Origin of the sequence: Devosia sp. LC5, assembly GCF_000735585.1 — a bacterium.
In the GTDB taxonomy this organism is placed as follows: Bacteria; Pseudomonadota; Alphaproteobacteria; order Rhizobiales; family Devosiaceae; genus Devosia.
The window spans coordinates 62,619-79,041 of the sequence record NZ_JNNO01000001.1; the positions used below are offsets into that span (position 1 = coordinate 62,619).

Consider the following 16,423-nt stretch of genomic DNA (forward strand, 5'->3'; position numbering starts at 1 on the left):
GGTAAGTAAATCGGCGCCGCACACCGCCTCTTGATAGCAGACATTTCTTCGCCGGGAAATGTGCCAGACCTGCGCACTGGTACGGAAAACATTGCCGTGGCCCGCTGCAAACGCTATTGGCAGATTCCGCGACAACACGAGGCATCCATGAAACTGGCATTCGTCATCCCGGCGTATAATGAAGAAGCGCTGATCGGCAAATGCCTGCAATCCGTGGTCGATGAGGTGGCGCGCTCGGGCGCCGACGCCGACATCGTGGTCGTCGACAATGCCTCCACCGACCGCACTGGCGAGATCGCCCGCAGTTTTGCTGGCGTGCGCGTGGTCGATGAGCCCCAAAAGGGGCTGGTCAATGCCCGTGACGCCGGCTTTGCCGCTACCGAGGGATTTGATCTCATCGCCAATATCGACAGCGACACCGTGGTGCCCCCAGGCTGGCTCGATACGGTGATGTCGGAATTCGCCAGGGATCCCGAGCTGGTCTGCCTCAGCGGTCCCTATGTTTATTACGACATGAGCCGCTTCAATCGGTTTCTGGTGACCATGTTCTACGGCCTTACCTATCTGATCTATGTGTTCAACCGCTTCATCCTGCGGGTCGGCTCGGTGGTGCAGGGCGGCAATTTCGTGTTCAAGCGCGCGGCCTGGGAACAGGTCGGCGGCTATGACCGCTCGATCGAATTCTTCGGCGAAGATACCGACGTGGCCGTACGCCTCTCCAAGGTCGGCAGCGTCAAATGGACCTTTGCCCTCAAGATGAAAACTTCGGGCCGCCGTTTGGAACAGGAAGGCGTGTTCCGCACCGCGGGCACCTATACGCTCAACTTCTTCTGGGTGACCTTCCGCGGCAAGCCGGCGACCAAGAGCTATACCGATATCCGACCGAACTAGGCCGTCGGCTCTCGCTAATGCCTGCCGCCATTTTAATGCGGCTTTGCGATTTGCTCTGCTAGGCTAGCGCACTAGCCGCATGGGGCGGCGGAGGCGCGGGCGTTCCATGCCGATTTCCTCGCAATTTCCAACGCTGGTCGCCGCCGCGCGCAGCAATGCGCTTGAGGCTCTGGCCTTGCAGCCGGGGCAAGTCGTCGCGGCCAAGGTCTTGGGCCCCGCGCCCAATGGCGGCACGCAGGTGCAAATCGGCGACCAGACGCTCAACCTGGTGTTGCCGGTTCCCACCAAGACGGGCATGGTCCTGCATTTGGAAGTTCAGGGCAGCGGCAGCCAGTTGCGGCTTGCCCTGCAGCCACAAAACCTGCCTGTTCAGCCAGGCGCCGTGCCCGCTGCGCCGTTGCCGGTTCAGATCAGCATTTCGCTGCCGGCCATAGCCATGCCGGATACGCTTGTGCCGGCCACGGCATTGCCAACGACGCCTGCCGGATCAGTGCCAACAGGGCCAGTGGCTGCAGCCCCAATCCCCAACGCAGCCCTGTCGGGTTCAACGCCGCAAGCGGCGCCCGCACCGGCATCTGTGTTGCCGCAGGGCCCGGTCCCGCCCGCATCTGCCCCAATAGCGGCGCTCCAGCAGGCCTCAGTGGTGGCGCAACCCCAAGGCCAGGTCCAGCCGGCATCGGTGTTTCCGGCAAATGTAGCCACCAAGTTACCGGTCTCGCCCCCAACGCGGCAGCAGGCGCCGGCCGTCCCAGCGGCGCTCGCAGTCCCAGTCACTGCCAAGCCTACGCCGCAACTCACCGCCTTGCCGCTGGTGGCCAACACACCAATTCCCGCCGCCGGGCAACAGCAGGCTTCGACCACGCCGCAGGCAGCATTGGCGCAGATGGTGCAGACTTCCGCCCAACGGCAAGGCAGCGTGGCCGCGCTCACCGCGGCCGTGGCCGCAATCGCCGGAAAAGTTGCGCTGCCGGAGCCTGTTGCGCGGGCGGCGCAACAGGTATTGGCCGGGCGGCTGCCTCTGAATGGGCAGCTTGACGGCGCGGCTCTGCAAAAGGCTGTGCTCGGCTCCGGGATATTTCAGGAGACTGCACTGGCCGCTGGCCGAATGCCGGCCCAACCGGACATGAAATCGGCGCTGTTGACCTTGCGGCAAACGCTGACCAATTGGCTCGGGCAACAGGCAGGGCCGATCGCGGCCGCAACGATGGCGCCGCCGGTTCGCGGTGGTGTATTGCGCGCCCGCTCGGCGCACGAGTCCCCCGGCATCGACTCGGCTATAACGCCGGAAGACGCCGGCAAAATACTGCTGGAGCGCACCGATTCCGCTCTGTCCCGCATCCGCCTCCATCAGCATGCATCATTGCCTGATCCCGGTGGCAAACCGGGCGGGGACTGGAGCCTCGATCTGCCCGTGCTGATCGGCAATCACCAAACGCTCCTGCAAATGCAGATTCGTCGCGATGGAAAAAGTGGCGCCGAACAGGACGACGAGCGCGGCTGGCAGATGCGGTTCGCCCTCAATCTGCCGGCGCTTGGCGAATTGGGGGCGCAGGTTTCACTGCGGGGCCAAGCCACCGGCGTCATGCTCTGGGCAAGTGAGCCGGAAACCGCCGCCATGCTGGAAAGCGAATTGCCGGAACTGCGCGGCGCCCTTGCGGCCACCGGCCTGCAACTCGGCGCCATCGTGGTGCGCCGGGGCGAGCCCTCAGCCGCGCCCATGCCATCCGGTCACTTTCTGGATGCCCAGACATGAGCGAGGATATCAAGCCCCGCGCCCTGGCTGTCGCGCTGCAATATGAGAAGGGCACGAGCGATGCCCCGCGCGTCATCGCCAAGGGCAGGGGATTGGTTGCCGAGCGCATTATCGCGATGGCCGAAGAGCACGGCGTGGTGATCGAAGCCAATCCCATGCTCGCCGAAGCCCTGAGCGGGGTCGAACTCGACGAAACCATCCCGATCGAACTCTACGAATCGATTGCCGTGGTGATCGGCTATGTTTTGCGCCTCAGCACAAAGAAATAGCCCCGCAATCCAATGGATTGCGGGGCCGAAGGCTCAGATCGGAAACGGCGCTGTTACTGAACGCCGAGCATCTGCTTGGTGGCCTGCTCGGCCATGTCAGCGGCCTGCTTGATCTGCTCTTCGGACAGGCCCTGGGCCCTGCCGGCGTCTTCAGCAGCCTTACGGGCCGCGGCGATCGTTTCGGTCTTCTGTTCGTCAGTCATGCTGGCAGCCTGCGCCTGTACGGCCTGCATGGCCTGCTCAGGCGTCATCGTGGCTGCGCCGGCAGCGGGAGCGGCGGGCGCTGCTGCGGGAGTTGCGGCCGGTGCAGCAGCCGGCTCTGCCGGAGCCGGAGTGGCAGCAGGCGCCGTGGTCTCGGTCGTGGCGGCAGGCGCGGCAGGGGTCTGCGGATCGCTGCATGCGGCCAGCGCAAACATGGAAAGAGCGGCCATCGGCAGCAGGATTTTTGAATTCATCGACAATCTCCCATAAATTTTATAATGTTAGGTCTATAGATCACCGCTTCGTTACCGCACGAAGCTGGACGAAATTCGGTCAACTTTGCGGCATCTTCGCGGCAGCTTGAATTCTTTGCATAGATCGTAGTTTTCGCCCGGTTGCAACGCGGTGTGAGGTTTCCCATGTCCTTGTTACGACGAGATGTCAGGGAGCCCGACAATGCTGAATCCGCAGGAACGCGACGCCATAGACGACCTGTTCGACCGAATCGAAACCGCGGCCCGCAAAAGCCCGCCGCGTGAGGCCGAGGCGGAGGCCTTGATTCAGCAACGGCTGCGCGATTATCCGCCGTCCCCCTACTACATGGCGCAGACCATCCTGGTTCAGGAACAGGCCCTCCGCGCAGCGCGCGAGCGCATTGAGCAACTGGAAGCCCAACAGCAACCCAGCGGCGGATTTCTCGGCGGCCTGTTTGGCGGCGATGAACCGGCCCGGCCCACAAGGCGTACCCGCGGCCCCTGGGATCAGGGCGGCGACAGGGATGTTGGTCGCGGGCAGGGTGGTGGCTTTCTGGCCGGCGCAGCGCAGACAGCGCTAGGTGTCACGGGCGGGCTGCTGCTCGGCTCGGCGATTGCCGGCATGCTGGGTGGCCAGGCCAATGCATCCGAATATCAAGCGGATCAGCCTCTGGAACCGGCGCCGGAAGAAACCGACGCCGGTGATACCGATTTCGGCGGCGGCGACGACTTCGATTTGGGCGGCGATTTCTAAGCTAAGCCACGGCGCCAGCTAGTATTTCTCGTAGAACTCGTTGCCCCCCGCTTCGAGTACGTAATGCATATTGTTGTAGGGGAAGCGCAGGCCAGCCGTGTGGAAATGCTGCGCATTCTGCACGCCTGGGTGCCGCGCGCCGCGCAGCACCTGGTCGGCCACCTGTGAGGCCAGCACAGCGCCGCTGTCGGTCATCTTCTTGGTGAGTACGCCTTGGGCGAATTGGTTTTTCTGCCCCACCACGCCGCAGACCGATTTGGGATAACGAGCATCCTGCAGGCGGTTCATCACCACCGTGCCCACTGCCAACATGCCCTCCGAGCTTGAGCGGTTCGACTCGAAATACATTGCGCGCATCAGGCATTCCTTCTCGCTGAGCTGGGCCATGCCGAAATTGAGGCCGAGAAAGCTGCAGCCGCCCAGACTGGAGGCGACGACAGCCAAGGCGGCGACGCGCAAGAGCGCCTTCGACGAAAAGTGCATGGGTCATCTCCGGTCTGTTGCAACGGTGCAAGTTTGACCGAAAATGACTCTGTACGATTAAGGAAACGGTGACCAGCACGGTTAGCAAAACGCTAACGCAACTAATCGCGCCGGAGAATGAGCGCCGAGAGCAGGGCAATCGTGCCAAGGGCGATGATCAGCGGCACCGGGTGGTCCCGCGCTGCGCGGCTCGCAACGCCCGCCTGGCGGCTGACCTGCTTGGCAACGGCCGCGCCCTGGTGGCGCACTTCATTGGCCAATGCGACTGCATTATGCTGCACGTCATGCATCCGGTGCCCGCCATAATCGCCAATTGCGTCGGCTACGGTGGAGATTTCCTTGCGCAGGGCGGCGATCTGGTGGAGGAGGTTGTCGGAGATGTCGTCGCCAGCCTCTTCAATCTGTTTGATAGCCCGTCGTGCTGAAGTTGCCATAAAGACGCTCCATGGTTTCCGTTGTCCTCGGTCAACTCTGCCTTGCGCCATTGGTTCCGATGGCCGGGAAAATGGGCCGAATTGACGCGCGGGGCTTGGAACATTCAGATTGAGCCACCAATTATTGTTCAACGCCAAGCCCACAAGGGATAGCCCATGCGCAGCAAGAGCCACGCCCGTCTCAATCGCCAGTTCGATAAGATACAACGCCGTGCGCCCGGATTTGCCGCCGGTTGGCTGGAACGCGTCCGTCGCCCTGAAGCCCGCTGGATTCGTATCCCGCTGGGCTTCCTGCTGGTGCTGGGCGGCATATTCAGCTTCTTGCCCGTCCTGGGCCTCTGGATGCTGCCGCTAGGGCTGCTGCTGCTCGCGCTCGATCTCGTATTCCTGCAGGGCCCAGTCAACCACGCCATCGTCCGCGGCACCCGCAAATGGTCCACTTGGCGGCGCGCTCGGCGCGACAAGAAGAGCCAAGCCGGCAACTAGGCATTCTGGCTGTATGCTGCCTCTATCAGATCGACCGCGGCGGCCAGTTTCTCATCGATAATGTGCAGATAGCGCGTCCAGTCGGCCAGGTGGTTCAATTCTGCCACCCCGTCCGAAATACCCCGCAATGCCAGCAAAGGCACGCCAAAGCTCTGGCAGGCCCGTAGGATGGCATAGGTTTCCATGTCCACCATGTCGGCCTCGATAGCGTCATAGGCGGGGCCAGATACAACATTGGCGCCGGTCGAGAGACTCGCACCCTTCAGGCCCGCAACAAGCGGCAGCAAGGGCAAGACCGGTGGCAGATCGAGTAGCGGCGTCTGACCCTTAGCAAAACCCAGCGCCGAAGCATCCATGTCGCGATAGCTTACCGAATGGGCTTGGTACACTTCGCATTGCTCAAGCGTGCGCGAGCCCGCAGATCCCAGAGAAACGACCAAAGCAGGCAGGCTATCGGCGGCTTTTGCCTCCGCGAGCGCCCGTGTCACCGCGATTGCGGCTTCGACCGGACCAATCCCCGTCATCAACGGCGAGATGCGTTGGCGCAGGTGAGGACCGTATTCAGCGGGAGCCGCCATGACGTAAAGAATCGACATGGCGCCAAGTTAGCACGTGGACTGCACCATCAGAATTGGCGTTACCGCTTCGGTAACGCAGGCATGACAAAGTGATGACACTCGTGGCGGCGATCATGCCGTGCCTTGCTTGTATTGAGTTTATTGAAGTGCGTTTCGCAGTCGTCCAGAACAGCAGCGAACTTGTCTCCGTTCAAGATGTGGAGGCCGAAGCCAGGCGCCGCCTGCGCTACCTCAAGCTCGATCAGTGGCGCACGCGCGAATTCATTACGGGGCGGCCCATGCCCGAAGTCATCCAGCATCTGGCCCAGCAGATCGATCTGGCCTCACGCGCCATTTCGCGCATGTCGCCGATCCCGGCCGACTTTTACGACGACGTCTATTGGCCCCGCATGTGGGAAGTCGAATTCAGCCCGACATAGGCGGCCGCTATACTGGCTAGTCAGCCGGGTCCTTGCGCGGCGCGTCCTTGAGCTTGCCGATCAGATAGGCATGCGTCGCCTTGTTGGCGACGATGACGCAGCCGGTCTTTTCGTAGAATTCCGGCCCGCGCCCCCACCAATCGGTAACAATGCCGCCGGCTTCCTGCACCAGCAGCACGCCGACTGCCCAATCGACCAAGCCCGATTCCTCGTAATAGCCCGTCAGCCGGCCCAGCGCGACATAGGCGCAGGAATTGGCGGAGCTACCAACAATACGCACCGAGCCGATCGGATCGCGGATCTGTTCGAGCCGCTGATAGAAGCCGGGGAAGGTGAACATGCGCGACGTCGCAAGGCCCGTTCCAACATTCATCAGGCCGATATCGCTCTGCTCGCTGACCTTGAGCGGCTCGCCATTCATGAAGGCGCCCGCTCCCTTGATCGCGGTGAACATCTCATCGGACACCGGATTGTAGAGCGCGCCGCAGACCGTCTCATTGCCGCGCCGCAGGGCAATCGAGATGGTGTAATGCATGCCATTGATGAAATTGGTCGTGCCATCGATGGGGTCGACCAGCCAGCGATATTCGGGGTCCGTGCCTGTCACCGGGGCGAATTCCTCGCCGGTAAAGCTCCAGTTCGGGTAGCGCTCGAACAGGAATTTGCGGATGAGCTTTTCGGATTCCATGTCGGCTTCGGAGACAAAGTCCGCTGGTCCCTTGATGCCGATTTCGAGGTCGCGGAAGCGCTTGAAATAACCCAGCGTCAAGGCGCCTGCCTCGCGGGCAATGGCGACCATATCGGCGAGCACGGCATCGTAGGACTGCATATCTATCTCCAGGCCGCTGCGGGCCATATTATCCTGCAACAAGGGCCGCAAGGCCCTCGGGATCGTCCGTGGTGATCTGATCCACCTTCAGCGCGAGCAGCCGCTCGACCGCAACGCGGGAATCCGCATTTGCTGCCTTGATCGTATAGGCGTCGATACGGCGGCCACGCGCATGGAAGGCCGCGACAATGTCGAAGCCCAGATGGTCCGCTTCAAGCACGAGGGGGTAGGCGAGATAGATCATCTCGGCATTTGGCGAAGCGGCGATCGCATCCGCCACAAAGCCCACGAAATCGCGCGAAACGGCGAGGCGTTCCAGCGCGCCGTCATGGCAGGGATCATAGCCGATCCGCAGCCCATCCACCCCATCGCTCAGCAACTGCACCGAGGCAGCATCGCCGGATGACAGGATCATGTGCCGGGCGACGGGGGCGATGCTATCCTTGAAGGTCGTGATGGCGCGTTCGTCCAGCGCCAGCGCATCTTCCTTATAGTCCAGCTGCAGCAACGCATCGGAATGGGCGCCACTCTCGGCCAGCAGCGCCGCCAGATCTTCCAGCAACATCACGGGCTGATCGAGTGGCTGGCCGTCTTCGTCGCGCAGGAAGAGTGACCGCAGCTGCGCGGCGCTCAGTTCGGCCACCTTGCCAGTGCCGGTGGTTTCCCGCTCGACGCTCAGATCATGCAGCACGGCATAGCCGCGGTCGGCATGGATAACGAGATCGACCTCGACACTGGCGCCCAGCCGCATGCCTTCGAGAATGCGCTCACCGGTGAAGGCCGGATCGCCGGCCCGGCGGCGGCCGCGATGCCACTTGAGCCAGGTCTTGTGGCCGTTGCGAACGATAGTGATTGGGTCGGTCATATCAGCTTTTGTGGATGAGGGCATGGTCACGGTAAGCGGCGATGGCGCGGGGTGTCAGCGCGACCGATTGGCCGGTCTTGAACATGTCGGGATGAGCCACGGAAGCCTTGAGGCGCGTCGCATCCGGCAGTTCCAGATCGACCAGCCCATGGGTGCCATAATCTGTCACCCGATGCACCTTGGCCTGGCCGTTCTCGCTGACGGCCGCTAGGTCCAACGCTTCGGGACGAATCGCCAGGATCGCCGGGCCATCGGCCACCGGGAGCGGGAAACTGAAGCCGGCGCGATTGAACACGCCATTAGCAACGGTCCCTTCCAACAGGTTCATCGTGCCGATAAAGCCCGCCACAAACGGCGTCCGCGGTTCGCGATAGACCACGTCCGGTCGATCGGCCTGCTCGATCTTGCCGTCACGCATCACCACGACACGGTCGGCCATGGAGAGCGCTTCGTCCTGCCCATGCGTCACGAACAGCGTCGTGATCTTGAGGCGCTGCTGGATATCGCGCACTTCCTCGCGCAGCCGCTCGCGCAGATGCTGGTCAAGGCTGGCAAAGGGTTCATCGAGTAGCAGAATTTTGGGCTCAAGCACCAGTGAACGGGCCAGCGCCACGCGCTGCTGCTGGCCGCCGGAAAGCTGGGTTACATGGCGCGTACCGTAACCGCCAAGCCCGACCAGCTCCAACACGCCTTCCACCCGGCGCTTGATCTCATCGGCCGGCAGACGGCGTAGCTTGAGGCCGAAAGCGAGATTCTTGAACACATTCATATGGGTCCACAGCGCATGGCTCTGGAACACCATGCCGGTTGGGCGCTTTTCGGCGGGCAGGTGGGTAATGTCCTCGCCATCGATAGTGATCAGCCCGCTGCTGGGTTCCTCGAAGCCGCCCACCATGCGGAGCAGGGTCGATTTGCCCGAGCCGGACGGGCCGAGCAGGCAGACCAGTTCACCATCCGCTACCTCGAGCGAGAAGTTGTCGACCGCCACAGTGCCGCCGGGGAAGACTTTGGAAACATTGGAGATATTAAGAACGGACATGATCGATCCTAGCCGCCGAAGCCGCGGGCGAAGGCGCCGCCGCCGATGACCCGGCGGGCAAACATGAGGGCAATGAACGAGGGCACCCACAGAATAAGCGAGAGCACCGCGCCATACTGCACCACCATCTGGTTGTTGATGAACGAGATCATCAGCACCGGCATGGTGCGGATGCCGGGCGCCCCGATGAGCCAGGCGCCCTCGGTCTCGTAGAAGGTGCCGACAAAGCTCAGCAGCACGGCCGCGGCAATGGTCGGCCCAGCCTGGGGCAGGGTTATCGACCAGAATACCCTCAGCGGGCTGGCGCCCACATCGCGCGCGGCCTCCTCCATGCGCCGGTCGACGCCCTGGAAGGCCGCCACCGGGATCCAGATCATGAACAGCAGCGTACCCACCAATTGGATCAGCACTACGCCCCAGAAGGTGCCGATGAGGTTGAGCTGCAGGAAGATCGCCGCGATGGCGATCAGCAGGCCGAATTTGGGAAAGGCATGCCCGGCCAGGAATGAGAAGAACAGGATGCTCCGCCCCGGAAAGCTCAGTCGCGCAAAGGCATAGGCCGCCGGCAGGCAGATCGCGGCCGACAGCAGCGTCACCACCGTGGACAGTTGCAGGCTCAGCGTCAGCGCTGACCACACGTCGGACCGGTTGAGCGTCGCCCCCCAGAAGCGCAGGCCGAATTGCTGCGGGATCACATTGGGATAGCGCCACACTTCGGTGAATGCCCAGGTGGCGACCACCAGGAGCGGCAGGATGATGGCGGCCGACAACAGGATGGCAAAGGCAATGCCCAGCCAGTCGATGCGCAGACGCGGTTGGGCAAGTGTCGTCATGTCACTTCCCCTGGTTGTGCGCGACCGAGCGCACGTAGAATAGTCCGAACACGATGCAGAATCCGAATGTGATCACCGCTTGGGTGATGGCATTGAGCGGGTCGTTCACCTCGCGGAAGGTGCGTTGCATGAACGGTCCCATCATTTCCGGCGATGCCGGCCCCAACAGGTAAGGCAGGGTGAAGGCCGAGAAAATGCCCAGAACGGCAAAGGACAGTGCCACCAGCACCGAATTGGAGATGCGGGGCAGGATGATATGCCAGAGTACTTGCAGCTTGTTGGCGCCCACGTCGCGCGCCGCCTCGATCGCCTGATTGGCAACATTGCCCAAGCCCGACAGCAGGATCAGCACCGTCAGCGGAATATTGTCCCACACCAGCCCGATCACCGGGCCCCATGGCGTAAGATAAGGCGTGCGGATCTTGGGCAGGCCCACCGAATTGAGCAGGATGTCCACCATGCCATTGGGTCCCAGCACGCGGATAAACGCGTAGCTCAGGATGATCGAGGGCACGAACATCGGAAAGATTGCCATGGCCTGCACGTAATCGGGCAGGCGTCCCTTGCTGAATCGGAGATAGAGCGAGATGGGCAGGCAGATGAGCAGCAACAGGGCGGCGCAGGTGATCGTCGTCCACAGTGTCACGCTCAGATTATCGAGGCTGTAGCGGTCAGAAAAGAAGAAGACGTAGCTGGAAAGGTTGAAGCCCACCGTCCCGTTGGCGTCCGGGCGCCACACGGTGCGCAGGATAGCGCTGATGATGGGCCAGATGACGAGCCAGGCGACAAGAAAGACCGGAACAGCCACGAGCAGGAGGCCAATCGGCCTCCTGCGTGCAGTGGTATCGATCAGCGGACGTGGGGCCGCATCGGTTGCGTCAATCACGAGGCGCGATCGACGTTCGGAGCCACGTTGCGGTACCAGCCATCATTGATGGCGGCGTCCCACGCCCCACCCGGGAAGGTCGGGATGGTGAGCGGAACGATATCGGCAAAGCGCTCGCGCAGTTCCGCCGACACATAATCCCAGGACACGCCGGGGAAGCCGCCGAGCTCGGTCAGGATGGCGCCCTGTATTTCCTCGCTGAGGATGAAATCGGCCAGCTTGAGGGCGGCATCGCGGTTGGTGCCGTTCTCGATCACGATGGAGCGGGTGAAGCCGCCGGCCAGCGCCAGGTCGGTGAGCTGCACGAGGCCGGTTTCAGCCGGCAGCACGCCCTGGTCGATGGCCTGCAGCACCTGATCGGACCACACCGGAGCCATGGTCACCACGCCCTGTGCCAGGAGCTGGATGGACTGGGTATTGCCCGAGGAGTAGGCGCCGCCATCATAGAGCGACGGAGCGATGTCCGAGAGCAGTGCCCAGGCCTTGGTCAGGGCCTCGTTGCCGAACTCTTCGGTATAGTTGTCGACCGTGAACGCCGCCGGGTCGAGCCCATTGGCCTGGTGGATGGCGCGGCGCACGAAATTGCCACCCGAACCGCCCTTGTCGGGACGGTTATAGACGAACTGGCCGGGATTGGCCTTGATCCATGCGACGAGATCGTCCCAGGTCTTGGGCGCATCGGCCGCCGCCAGCTTGGCGCTATCATAGGCCAGCAGCACCTGCGAGCCGCGGTAGGGCAGGCTGTAATCGCTCTGGATGGCCAGCGGATTGACCTTTGAATAGTTCGAGAGCCCGGCTTCCTTGATATTGGTGTAGACGCCGGCCTCGATGGCACCCGACGGCAGCAGCGCATCGCCGGATTCGAAGAAATCGGCCTGCGGATCAGTATTGGTCTGCTTGGCCGCTATGGCGCGTTCGCCGATGGCAATGACGCCGGCGCCGTCACCGGCATCGACGAGATTGAGGGTGATCCCAGGATTGGCTGCCTCGAAGGCGGGCTTCACCGTATTGGTCCAGAAATCGAGAATATTGCTGTCCGAGCTGGTGTACCAGTCGATCGTGCCCTCGGCACCGAACGACATACGGGGCAGCATAAGGGCGCCGGCAGCAGTACCGGCAGCGAGCATGAAATCACGCCGTTTCATTTGTTGTCTCCCAAAGTCCGTTTTCGAACGGATGTTCCACTCGGCGGTTGTTCCGCCCGCAGATTTCATCGGTCTTGTGCCAATGCTGGAAGCAAGACTAACTATTCATTGCGAGCGTGTGCAAGTGGAAACCCGCTACCGGACACAGCGTCTCGGCGGTCGCGTTGTAATCATAAGTTTGCGACGGTCTTGTAACAGCCTTCTGCTAGGCGCCTTGCAATTCCGCCGCGGCGTGACGCGAGCCTTTGCACACGTGCGCGACTTTGCGGCAAAACGGGCGATGTTGAGACGCTTTATGCCTTGCATTCTTCGAACGCCTCATCCGTATCGCAGTCACAATGAAATGAATGTTCCGCTCTGTGAATAACTTCTGCGGCTCATGCCTCCTTGCTGCTTGCCGTAATAGGTGTGCCGGCCCATCCGGTCCCCATCACGCCAAATTTCGTCGCTCGGTCTCCTCACGGGCAGCCTTGCCGGATAGCTAAAAACGCGATGAAATGTGTAATTCGATGGTGACCCAACACCGTTAGAACACAGGTTCAACCGGGCAAAGGTCATGACACCCACTTCCAAGATCGAGCGTCGCAAGGTGCCGCGGCAAGCCGCCAAGGTGGAGACCACATTGGTGCACGAGGACGGCATTGTCCGCAAAACCGGCACTATCAGGAATATCTCGCCGGAGGGGGCCAAGCTGTCTTTCGCCTCGACCGAAGATATCCCGGATGCCGCCTATATCCTGATCCCCGATCGCCACCAGATCGAACCTTATCGCGTGGTCTGGCGCAGCGAAGACGAAGTGGGACTGGCCTTTACCGCCGTCGAGCCCGCCAAACCAAGCAAGCCCTGATCGCGGTAACGCTTGCCTTCTTGGGCCGCTTCACCTATATCGCCCCTGCGTTTGACTGCGTGTCAGCGCGATTTCACACACGAGACAGGCTTTTCGGGAAACCGAAGAACCATCCGGTGGCGGGAGACCGTCGCAAATGTTTCGTGGAGGCATCAACCGGTAAACAAGGAGCAGCCATCATGGCACTGCCCGATTTTTCTATGCGTCAACTGCTCGAAGCAGGCGTTCACTTCGGTCACCAGAAGCATCGCTGGAACCCGAAAATGGAGCGTTATATTTTCGGCGTTCGCAACGACATCCACATTCTCGACCTGAGCCAGACTGTGCCGGCCCTGAGCCGCGCACTGCAGCTGATCAGCGACACCGTCGCTGACGGTGGCCGCGTGCTGTTCGTTGGCACCAAGCGTCAGGCCGCCCCCCTGGTGGCCGATGCCGCCAAGCAGTCGGCTCAGTACTATGTCAACTCGCGCTGGCTCGGCGGCACGCTGACCAACTGGCAGACCATTTCGAACTCGATCTCGCGCCTGCGCGAACTCGAGTCGCTGAGCGAAGATGAACTCGCGCTCCGCACCAAGAAGGAACGCCTGATGATGAGCCGCGAGCAGGAACGCCTTGAGCGTGACCTGGGCGGTATCAAGGACATGGGCAACCTGCCGTCCTTGCTGTTCGTCATCGACACCAACAAGGAAGCCAACGCGATTAAGGAAGCCCGTCGTCTGGGTATCCCGGTCGTGGCTATCGTGGACACCAATTGCGATCCCGACACTGTCGATTACCCGATCCCGGGCAATGATGACGCGTCGCGCGCTCTCGAGCTCTATGTGTCGCTGGTCTCCAAGGCTGCGATTGACGGCATCGGCCGTTCGTCCTCGGCTCTCGGCGCGGATCTGGGTGCTTCCGAGCGCGCTCCGGCCGAAGACCTGCCGACCGACGAAGCAAGTGTCAACTAAGTCGGCTAAATCCGATTTCGTTTTGATCTGAAATATGCGGCCCCGCGAGGGGCCGCCAAGAGGTGTACCCATGGAAATCACAGCAGCACTGGTTAAGCAGCTCCGTGACGCGACCGGCGTCGGCATGATGGACTGCAAGAAGGCCCTGGCCGAGACCAATGGCGACATGGAAGCAGCAGTCGATTGGCTGCGCACGCGCGGCCTGGCCAAGGCTGCCAAGAAGGCTGACCGCGTTGCCGCCGAAGGCCTGGTTGGCGTTGCCACCAACGGCACCACCGCGGCTGCCGTCGAAGTCAATTCCGAGACCGACTTCGTGGCGCTCAACCAGCAGTTCCAGTCGATCGTGAGCAATGTTGCCAAGCTGGCACTCGACGCCGATGGCGACGTGGTCAAGCTCGGCGAAATGCCGTTCCCCGGTTCGGGCCACTCGGTTTCGGCCGAACTGACCGAAGCCATCGCCAAGATCGGCGAGAACATGAACCTGCGCCGCACGCAGACCGTTTCGGTCACCGATGGCGTGGTGGAAAGCTATGTGCATAACGCGGTCAAGCCGGGCCTCGGCAAGATCGCCATCCTGGTGGCTCTCGAGTCGACTGGTGACAAGGCTGCCCTGTCGAGCCTCGGCAAGCAGCTCGCCATGCACATTGCCGCTGCCCAGCCGCAGGCGATTGCCCCCGAAGAACTGGACCAGGACGTGGTCGCTCGCGAGCGCGCCATCATTCTTGAGCAGGTCAAGGAATCGGGCAAGTCCGCCGAGATCGCCGAAAAGATGGTCGAAGGCCGCATGCGCAAGTATTTCGAGGAAGTCACTCTGCTCTCGCAGGTGTTCGTCGTCGATGGCGAGACCAAGGTCGCGGACGTGCTCAAGAATGCCGAGAAAGAAGTCGGCGCTCCGATCAAGCTGACCAAGTTCGTGCGTTTCGCACTGGGCGAGGGCATCGAGAAGGTCGAGACCGACTTTGCTGCCGAAGTCGCCGCCACTGCCGGCGTCAAGTAAGCCAATTGCGGATGGGCCCTCGGGCCCGTCCGCTGCTCTCCGTCTGGCCATGATTTGGCCGGGGATTGAGCGCAGAAACCTCAACTAGCTACAATTTGCACAGGTTCGGTGCTTCCCCTTGGCAGCGCGATTGCCTAGTGTCGCGCGGGTGCCGCCGGATTCGGTGCCCCAAAACAATTTTTCTTGAAGGGGTTCGCCGATGGCGCCTGCCTATAAACGCATTCTGCTCAAGGTCTCGGGCGAAGCGCTGGCGGGGGACAATTCCTTCGGTATAGAACCACCCTTTTTGCAGGCCATCGCCAAGCAGATCGCCGATGTCGCCAATACGGGCGTCCAGATCGGTGTCGTGGTCGGCGGCGGCAATATTTTCCGCGGCATGGCCGGCGCTGCTGATGGCACCGATCGCGTTACAGCGGACCTGATGGGCATGCTGGGCACCATGATCAACGCGCTGGCGCTGTCTAACGCAATCTCCCGTCAAGGTGTTAAATCCAAGGCGTTCAGCGCCGTGACCATGCCCAATGTGGCCGATACTTTTACCGCTCGCGCCGCCAAATTGGCGCTGGAAGACGGTTTTGTGGTAGTGTTGGGTGGTGGCATCGGCAATCCGTTCTTTACGACCGATACGGCGTCCACGCTGCGCGCCATCGAGCTTGAATGCGATGTCGTGCTCAAGGGCACCAAGGTCGACGGGGTCTATTCAGCAGACCCGATGAAAAATCCCGATGCGCTTCGCTATGACACGGTCAGCTATGACGAAGTCATCGGGAAAAACCTCAAGGTCATGGATACTGCCGCATTCGCGCTTGCCCGCGACAATTCCATGCCGATAATCGTATACGCGCTCGACGATCCGGGTGGGCTGACCGGCGTGCTTGCCGGCAAGACCCGCAGCACCCTGGTCAGCGCGTCGAACTAGACGAGAAGGACTTTAGCCATGGCCGCCAGCTACGACCTGAGCGAACTCAAAAATCGCATGCAGAAATCCATCACTTCGCTGCGCGAGGAGTTGGCAGGACTGCGGACGGGCCGCGCCAGCGCGAGCCTGCTGGAACCCGTAACGGTGGAAGCCTATGGTTCGCGCATGCCGCTGAATCAGGTGGCTACTGTAACAGTGCCGGAGCCGCGCATGCTCAGCGTGCAGGTCTGGGATCGCTCAATGGCCAATGCCGTCGAAAAGGCGATCCGCGACAGTGGCCTGGGGCTCAACCCGATGGGGGAGGGGCAGATTATCCGCGTGCCGCTGCCCGAACTCAATGAAGAGCGCCGGCGCGACCTGACCAAGGTTGCCCACAATTATGCCGAGCAGGCCCGTGTGGCGGTGCGCCATATCCGCCGCGATGGTATGGATATTCTCAAAAAGGCCGAGAAAGACGGCGATATGAGCCAGGATGATGCCCGCGTACAGGCCGACCTGGTGCAGAAGGCGACCGATGCGGCCGTGGCCGAAATCGATAGTGTCGTCGCCGCCAAGGAACAGGAAATCATGCAGGTCTAAGCTGCCCACCCA

At 61.8% G+C, this 16,423-nt stretch carries 20 protein-coding genes and 1 pseudogene; 11 read left to right on the forward strand and 10 right to left on the reverse strand.

The genetic code is table 11. The annotated features are described in order from the left end of the window. Positions 1-147: 147 nt before the first annotated feature. The 3 genes from FF80_RS00305 to FF80_RS00315 all read left to right on the forward strand — a co-directional run bounded on the left by FF80_RS00305 (position 148) and on the right by FF80_RS00315 (position 2,913). On the forward strand, positions 148-891 hold the full coding sequence (locus tag FF80_RS00305) for a glycosyltransferase family 2 protein (protein WP_035096669.1): 744 nt from the start codon (positions 148-150) through the stop codon (positions 889-891). A gap of 106 nt (positions 892-997) precedes the next feature. Continuing rightward, entirely contained in the window at positions 998-2,644 is a 1,647-nt protein-coding gene (locus FF80_RS00310) for a flagellar hook-length control protein FliK (protein ID WP_035096671.1), read from the forward strand. Next, a complete protein-coding gene (locus FF80_RS00315; protein ID WP_035096672.1) occupies positions 2,641-2,913 on the forward strand; it encodes an EscU/YscU/HrcU family type III secretion system export apparatus switch protein in 273 nt (90 codons plus the stop codon). The genes FF80_RS00310 and FF80_RS00315 overlap by 4 nt, the downstream gene beginning before the upstream one ends. A 53-nt stretch (positions 2,914-2,966) precedes the next feature. Here FF80_RS00315 and FF80_RS21530 read toward each other — a convergent pair whose 3' ends face one another. Then, on the reverse strand, positions 2,967-3,368 hold the full coding sequence (locus FF80_RS21530) for a hypothetical protein (protein WP_152558211.1): 402 nt from the start codon (positions 3,366-3,368) through the stop codon (positions 2,967-2,969). 202 nt (positions 3,369-3,570) lie between these two features. Here FF80_RS21530 and FF80_RS00325 point away from each other — a divergent pair, with 202 nt between their 5' ends. Continuing rightward, the gene (locus FF80_RS00325) at positions 3,571-4,122 is read left to right on the forward strand and encodes a DUF2076 family protein (RefSeq protein WP_244445666.1); all 552 of its coding nucleotides are present in this window, start codon (positions 3,571-3,573) and stop codon (positions 4,120-4,122) included. Between the two features lie 24 nt (positions 4,123-4,146). Here the strand turns inward: FF80_RS00325 and FF80_RS00330 are convergent. Next, a pseudogene (locus FF80_RS00330) lies at positions 4,147-4,605 on the reverse strand (cell wall hydrolase); the annotation flags it as partial. A gap of 101 nt (positions 4,606-4,706) precedes the next feature. Further along, positions 4,707-5,039, reverse strand: a complete 333-nt coding sequence (locus FF80_RS00335; RefSeq protein ID WP_035096675.1) for a hypothetical protein — start codon at positions 5,037-5,039, stop codon at positions 4,707-4,709. A gap of 156 nt (positions 5,040-5,195) precedes the next feature. On the opposite strand from FF80_RS00335, the gene FF80_RS00340 reads away from it, so the two are divergent. Further along, a complete protein-coding gene (locus tag FF80_RS00340; RefSeq protein WP_035096679.1) occupies positions 5,196-5,525 on the forward strand; it encodes a hypothetical protein in 330 nt (109 codons plus the stop codon). Here FF80_RS00340 and FF80_RS00345 read toward each other — a convergent pair. Next, entirely contained in the window at positions 5,522-6,121 is a 600-nt protein-coding gene (locus tag FF80_RS00345) for a 5'-methylthioadenosine/S-adenosylhomocysteine nucleosidase (protein ID WP_035096680.1), read from the reverse strand. The two genes, FF80_RS00340 and FF80_RS00345, sit on opposite strands and share 4 nt — an antisense overlap. Positions 6,122-6,249: 128 nt before the next feature. Between FF80_RS00345 and FF80_RS00350 the strand changes: the two genes are divergently transcribed. Next, complete coding sequence (locus tag FF80_RS00350) at positions 6,250-6,522, forward strand: hypothetical protein (RefSeq protein WP_152558212.1); 273 nt, start codon at positions 6,250-6,252, stop codon at positions 6,520-6,522. Between the two features lie 16 nt (positions 6,523-6,538). Here FF80_RS00350 and FF80_RS00355 read toward each other — a convergent pair whose 3' ends face one another. From FF80_RS00355 to FF80_RS00380, 6 genes are read right to left on the reverse strand one after another with little or no spacing between them, the layout of a single operon-like run. Then, positions 6,539-7,351, reverse strand: coding sequence for an inositol monophosphatase family protein (locus FF80_RS00355; protein WP_035097013.1), 813 nt, complete (start codon positions 7,349-7,351; stop codon positions 6,539-6,541). 28 nt (positions 7,352-7,379) lie between these two features. Beyond that, a complete protein-coding gene (locus tag FF80_RS00360; RefSeq protein ID WP_035096682.1) occupies positions 7,380-8,216 on the reverse strand; it encodes a glycerophosphodiester phosphodiesterase family protein in 837 nt (278 codons plus the stop codon). A 1-nt stretch (position 8,217) separates the two neighbouring features. Next, entirely contained in the window at positions 8,218-9,255 is a 1,038-nt protein-coding gene (locus FF80_RS00365; protein ID WP_035096683.1) for an ABC transporter ATP-binding protein, read from the reverse strand. A gap of 8 nt (positions 9,256-9,263) precedes the next feature. Further along, positions 9,264-10,088: an ABC transporter permease subunit gene (locus FF80_RS00370; RefSeq protein ID WP_035096684.1), complete on the reverse strand. Its 825-nt coding sequence runs from the start codon at positions 10,086-10,088 to the stop codon at positions 9,264-9,266. A gap of 1 nt (position 10,089) precedes the next feature. Beyond that, a complete protein-coding gene (locus tag FF80_RS00375; RefSeq protein WP_244445676.1) occupies positions 10,090-10,971 on the reverse strand; it encodes a sugar ABC transporter permease in 882 nt (293 codons plus the stop codon). Next, complete coding sequence (locus tag FF80_RS00380) at positions 10,971-12,119, reverse strand: extracellular solute-binding protein (protein ID WP_035096686.1); 1,149 nt, start codon at positions 12,117-12,119, stop codon at positions 10,971-10,973. Before FF80_RS00380 ends, FF80_RS00375 begins: the two co-directional genes overlap by 1 nt. A 556-nt stretch (positions 12,120-12,675) precedes the next feature. Here FF80_RS00380 and FF80_RS00385 point away from each other — a divergent pair. From FF80_RS00385 to frr, 5 genes are all read left to right on the forward strand, one after another. Further along, positions 12,676-12,966: a PilZ domain-containing protein gene (locus FF80_RS00385; RefSeq protein ID WP_052153013.1), complete on the forward strand. Its 291-nt coding sequence runs from the start codon at positions 12,676-12,678 to the stop codon at positions 12,964-12,966. Between the two features lie 179 nt (positions 12,967-13,145). Continuing rightward, positions 13,146-13,916 carry a 30S ribosomal protein S2 gene (rpsB, locus tag FF80_RS00390; protein ID WP_035096688.1) on the forward strand — a complete coding sequence of 257 codons (771 nt, stop codon included), beginning with the start codon at positions 13,146-13,148 and terminating at the stop codon, positions 13,914-13,916. A gap of 70 nt (positions 13,917-13,986) precedes the next feature. Next, positions 13,987-14,913: a translation elongation factor Ts gene (gene tsf, locus FF80_RS00395; RefSeq protein ID WP_035096689.1), complete on the forward strand. Its 927-nt coding sequence runs from the start codon at positions 13,987-13,989 to the stop codon at positions 14,911-14,913. A 199-nt stretch (positions 14,914-15,112) separates the two neighbouring features. Next, entirely contained in the window at positions 15,113-15,832 is a 720-nt protein-coding gene (gene pyrH, locus FF80_RS00400; RefSeq protein WP_035096691.1) for a UMP kinase, read from the forward strand. Between the two features lie 18 nt (positions 15,833-15,850). Further along, complete coding sequence (gene frr, locus FF80_RS00405; RefSeq protein ID WP_035096693.1) at positions 15,851-16,411, forward strand: ribosome recycling factor; 561 nt, start codon at positions 15,851-15,853, stop codon at positions 16,409-16,411. The last annotated feature ends 12 nt before the right edge of the window (positions 16,412-16,423 follow it).

What these genes read in the sequence shown, in the direction of transcription:
- FF80_RS00305 (WP_035096669.1), top strand. Translation starts at nt 148, where the DNA reads ATGAAACTGGCATTCGTCATCCCGGCGTATAATGAAGAAGCGCTGATC.
- FF80_RS00310 (WP_035096671.1), top strand. Translation starts at nt 998, where the DNA reads ATGCCGATTTCCTCGCAATTTCCAACGCTGGTCGCCGCCGCGCGCAGC.
- FF80_RS00315 (WP_035096672.1), top strand. Translation starts at nt 2,641, where the DNA reads ATGAGCGAGGATATCAAGCCCCGCGCCCTGGCTGTCGCGCTGCAATAT.
- FF80_RS21530 (WP_152558211.1), bottom strand. Translation starts at nt 3,368, where the DNA reads ATGAATTCAAAAATCCTGCTGCCGATGGCCGCTCTTTCCATGTTTGCG.
- FF80_RS00325 (WP_244445666.1), top strand. Translation starts at nt 3,571, where the DNA reads ATGCTGAATCCGCAGGAACGCGACGCCATAGACGACCTGTTCGACCGA.
- FF80_RS00335 (WP_035096675.1), bottom strand. Translation starts at nt 5,039, where the DNA reads ATGGCAACTTCAGCACGACGGGCTATCAAACAGATTGAAGAGGCTGGC.
- FF80_RS00340 (WP_035096679.1), top strand. Translation starts at nt 5,196, where the DNA reads ATGCGCAGCAAGAGCCACGCCCGTCTCAATCGCCAGTTCGATAAGATA.
- FF80_RS00345 (WP_035096680.1), bottom strand. Translation starts at nt 6,121, where the DNA reads ATGTCGATTCTTTACGTCATGGCGGCTCCCGCTGAATACGGTCCTCAC.
- FF80_RS00355 (WP_035097013.1), bottom strand. Translation starts at nt 7,351, where the DNA reads ATGCAGTCCTACGATGCCGTGCTCGCCGATATGGTCGCCATTGCCCGC.
- FF80_RS00360 (WP_035096682.1), bottom strand. Translation starts at nt 8,216, where the DNA reads ATGACCGACCCAATCACTATCGTTCGCAACGGCCACAAGACCTGGCTC.
- FF80_RS00365 (WP_035096683.1), bottom strand. Translation starts at nt 9,255, where the DNA reads ATGTCCGTTCTTAATATCTCCAATGTTTCCAAAGTCTTCCCCGGCGGC.
- FF80_RS00370 (WP_035096684.1), bottom strand. Translation starts at nt 10,088, where the DNA reads ATGACGACACTTGCCCAACCGCGTCTGCGCATCGACTGGCTGGGCATT.
- FF80_RS00380 (WP_035096686.1), bottom strand. Translation starts at nt 12,119, where the DNA reads ATGAAACGGCGTGATTTCATGCTCGCTGCCGGTACTGCTGCCGGCGCC.
- FF80_RS00385 (WP_052153013.1), top strand. Translation starts at nt 12,676, where the DNA reads ATGACACCCACTTCCAAGATCGAGCGTCGCAAGGTGCCGCGGCAAGCC.
- rpsB (WP_035096688.1), top strand. Translation starts at nt 13,146, where the DNA reads ATGGCACTGCCCGATTTTTCTATGCGTCAACTGCTCGAAGCAGGCGTT.
- tsf (WP_035096689.1), top strand. Translation starts at nt 13,987, where the DNA reads ATGGAAATCACAGCAGCACTGGTTAAGCAGCTCCGTGACGCGACCGGC.
- pyrH (WP_035096691.1), top strand. Translation starts at nt 15,113, where the DNA reads ATGGCGCCTGCCTATAAACGCATTCTGCTCAAGGTCTCGGGCGAAGCG.
- frr (WP_035096693.1), top strand. Translation starts at nt 15,851, where the DNA reads ATGGCCGCCAGCTACGACCTGAGCGAACTCAAAAATCGCATGCAGAAA.